We start from the raw sequence: 3,617 nt of genomic DNA on the forward strand, positions 1-3,617 counted from the left end.
ACTCATCATCTGTTTGATGAGATTTCTGAATCTTGTTGAGTAGTGGTCGGGTAGTTCAGGAACATCCGCACCGCTATTCAGGCTAATTCCGCCATTTCCCATCCATGGCACATCGCCGGTAGCCAATTCATAAACCAGTACACCGAGTGAGAAAATATCGCTCGCTTCTACATTCTCCGGGTTGGCTGTAAATCGTTCAGGCGGGGCATATGCCACTGTCATCGACTTTGAACTGCCGGTATGTTTCCGAAGAGTACTTCTGAGCCTGCCACTAATTCCAAAGTCCGTTAGCAGATAAGACCCATTCCCATCAATAAGAATATTATCCGGTTTGATATCCTGATGGAGAATATCCTTACTATGCAGATATTGCAGGCCCGATGAGATCTGAGCCAGTAAATTCGCCAGTTCGTCCTCACTCATTACTCCTTTTACAATAAGTCGTCCCTGGAGTGACCCACCCTCAATAAATGGCATCACCAGATAGGGTCTTCCCTCCCAAACATCAAAGTGGCGGGCCGTAAGCAATACGGGATGGTTGAGGTTTAAAACTACAGCATATTCACGCCGAAACTGCTTCAAACCATGCTGATCCATTCCCTTATCAGGAGCATAAATTTTGATAGCAACGGTGGCATTTTCTGCCATCTGATCATTTGCTTTCCAGACTTCCGAGAACCCCCCAATTCCGATCCGTTTAATAAGCAGATAGCGATTTGCAAATAGTGTATTTGATTCCATAACTGTAACTGTTATTTCTGATTTATAACTACTTTTAGAGTTGTATCCCCGATGGCGATAATATCCCCGGGTTTAAGTTTTTTCCCACCTTCATCAATATGGCTGCCCTGCACCAGAACCCCGTTTGTTGACCGGTACCATCCCGGCACTCTACCTTTTTCTCTCCACTGACCATCCCGGATGTACCAGTGATAGTCATCACTGTTGTACTCAAGTGTGGCGTGAAAATTGGAGATATACTCCGTGAAATATTCGGCTATGCCGATGTCGTTTGTAAAAGGATTTTCCGTGTTGAACCAGCCGATGGTAAGCACCCCGGCTGATTTTGAATTCTTTAAGTTTGTCAGGTGATATTCACGCCCGATCTCTTCTCCATTTTGAACCCGTAACACCCAATCCGAATGCGGATACACTTCCGGCCCCGGCTCTTCGCGGACCGGTTGATAACCCAGTACGGAAAGGATTTCATCTATGGTCCCAAACCGATCTTCCGGCCGGTATCGAATACATCTGGAAATGATGTCCACCCATTTTTGATCTGGTGAGCTCTTTTCAAGTGCAGCGCGATCCCACTTCTCTTCCTTCTTTTTCTGCTCATAGGCAGCCATATCCTTCATAAACTCCTCAAAAGGCCCAAAGGGCAACCGGCCTCCGGTAATAAGCTCATACATCATTGCGCCGAACGCGTAAACATCATTTGACGGGCCCATCACTTTCATTGCCTGTTTCGGGTCAATCTGCTCAGGTGGAGAGTAGGTGCCAGTGGCAAACACTTCCTTTGCATGCCCCATAAAATTGGCAACCGTATGGCGCTTCTTGATGGAGGCAGAAATTCCGAAATCAGCCAGTTTCGGAACTCTTTTCTCATCAAACAGAATATTTTCCGGTTTGATGTCTCTGTGGATAATTCCTTCATCGTGCAGATCTTTTAACCCCATTAATATTCCATGAGCGATCTCATCCAATTTTTGTGAATCGAATGTTTTCCCTACCAGGTCGCGCAAATTACCGCCGGTACAAAGGTCCATCACCATAAACGGATTCCCCTCCAGCATATCAAAATCGTGGCTGCGAACGATGTAAGGACTGGTAATTTGTGATCCGTAGTCGTACTCCTGGCGAAACCTTTTGGCAAATTCAATTCGCTCATGCGGCATAAAGGTCCACATTTTGGTCAACTTCAAGGCGTACAGATTCTCCATATCGCTGATCTGGTACACACTGCCAAAACCTCCCTCGCCCAGCTCATTTTCAACCCGGTAGGTCGCTTTTTTTGAAGCAACTTTACTGCCTTTGTCGATATGTATTGCCCCGGGTAAACTCATTCTTCGATTTCAGAAATTTCTACCCTGAATACCTTATCCCCTAAAATGATTAATGACCCGCTTTCAACCATTACTTTACCCTTCACCTGAATAAAGGTCGCCCCATTGCTGCTCTTATCTTCGAGCGTCCATTTACCATCTTTATGAGTAAATGCTGCGTGTTCTTTCGAAGAGATGGAGCTGTTCTCCGGAGCCAGATTCGTGCGGTTCAGCGATATTTCTTCGCCTTCATATGTCTGTTCGGTATTTTTGTTTTCATCGACCAAAACCAGTTTGGGCTTTGGTACCTCTTTGGAAAGATTAACCTGCCCAATCCTCATCGTCTTGGCGCCGGACGGTGCTGCAGGTTTTGGTTTTTCCGATTTGGGAGCGGATTGCTCTTTACGCAAAGATTCGTCACTCCCTTTAAACCCGCAATTTGGACAGGGGCTATCGCTGGCAGGTTTGTTACGCAGGGGGTAGTAGCCGCAGGCATCGCATTTTAAGATGCTCGCATCCACGGGCTCAGGCTTCTTCTTTGGTGATGAATTCTCACCATCCCATGCGGGTGCGGAAGCGACTTTTCCCCGAACGGTTGCTGCTCCATGGTCGCCAGAACTTGTCGCAGGATTATTCTGAGCCGGACCGCCACTACCCGATGACGTCAGTTTTGTGCCACATTTTACGCAAACTTTCGCGTCTGATTGATTCTGATATCCGCATTCGTAACATCTCATGGTACTTGGGTTTAGTTAATCACTCATTTATTTTTCACCATCTATTGCAACGGAATCCGCCAGACTTTTATCACTCGTTTCTGTACTGTCTGAGACGACAGGAGCTACAGAAACAGTGTCTTTTTTTGATTCGAGATCTTTTGGCGAAACGGTAACTGTCGAATCTTTATCCACAGGTTTGGCCTGCTGTTTCACGGAGTCTTTTTCTGATTCCTTAGGTTTTTCAGTGGGTTTATCAGCATTATCCGGTGAATTTGAGTCTTCTGGCAGATCAGGTACCGGATCTGCAGTCGGTTCATCCGGCAACTCTGCAGGTGGTTCTTCTTCGGCCGGTTCAGCGGAATTTTCCTCTTCCATATTAGCCGGCTGGTACGAGTTCTCTAAACTGTCGTCCGGTATTTCCTGTGTAGGGGGTTCCTCCGGTGTTGTAGACGGAACAGCATTTACTTCCGGAGAACTTCCATCAAAATAGATCCAGGCTGCCAGCACTGTTATCACAAAAAACAGTGCTGCAATAGCCAGATTCTTATTTGAATTTTTCTTTCGGAGAACCTGAGTGGTGGTTGTCTTCGACTCGACCTGAGTCTGCGCTAACAGATCTTCAGATGAAGGTTTTGGCCCTTCATGAATTTCTACCATCAGGCAGGTAATGTTATCTTCACCGCCGGCCTCATTTGCAGATTTAACCAACTTCCCGCAGGTCTCGTCAATGGGTTCTCCTTCCTCAAGAATGGACTGAATCTGTTCATCACTCAGCATCCCATTCAACCCGTCGCTGCATAAGATCAACCGGTTGCCCTTAAAAAGCTTTGCTGTTTTAACAGACGGCTGAGGC

The 3,617-nt window shown here is 46.5% G+C and carries 4 protein-coding genes; all 4 read right to left on the reverse strand.

The window, feature by feature from the left end:
- A partial coding sequence (locus ACESM0_RS13275) for a serine/threonine protein kinase (protein WP_372906685.1) occupies positions 1–741 on the reverse strand: 741 nt, incomplete at its 3' end.
- 11 nt (positions 742–752) lie between these two features.
- Complete coding sequence (locus tag ACESM0_RS13280) at positions 753–2,066, reverse strand: protein kinase domain-containing protein (protein WP_372906686.1); 1,314 nt, start codon at positions 2,064–2,066, stop codon at positions 753–755.
- Positions 2,063–2,782 (reverse strand): FHA domain-containing protein, encoded by a 720-nt coding sequence (locus ACESM0_RS13285; protein ID WP_372906687.1) that lies wholly within the window; start codon positions 2,780–2,782, stop codon positions 2,063–2,065. The genes ACESM0_RS13280 and ACESM0_RS13285 overlap by 4 nt, the downstream gene beginning before the upstream one ends.
- Before the next feature lie 27 nt (positions 2,783–2,809).
- Positions 2,810–3,617, reverse strand: an 808-nt coding sequence (locus tag ACESM0_RS13290) for a PP2C family protein-serine/threonine phosphatase (protein ID WP_372906688.1), incomplete at its 5' end; no start/stop codon positions are given.

The sequence above is a fragment of the Rhodohalobacter sp. genome, assembly GCF_041686455.1.
Taxonomy (GTDB): Bacteria; Bacteroidota; Rhodothermia; order Balneolales; family Balneolaceae; genus Rhodohalobacter.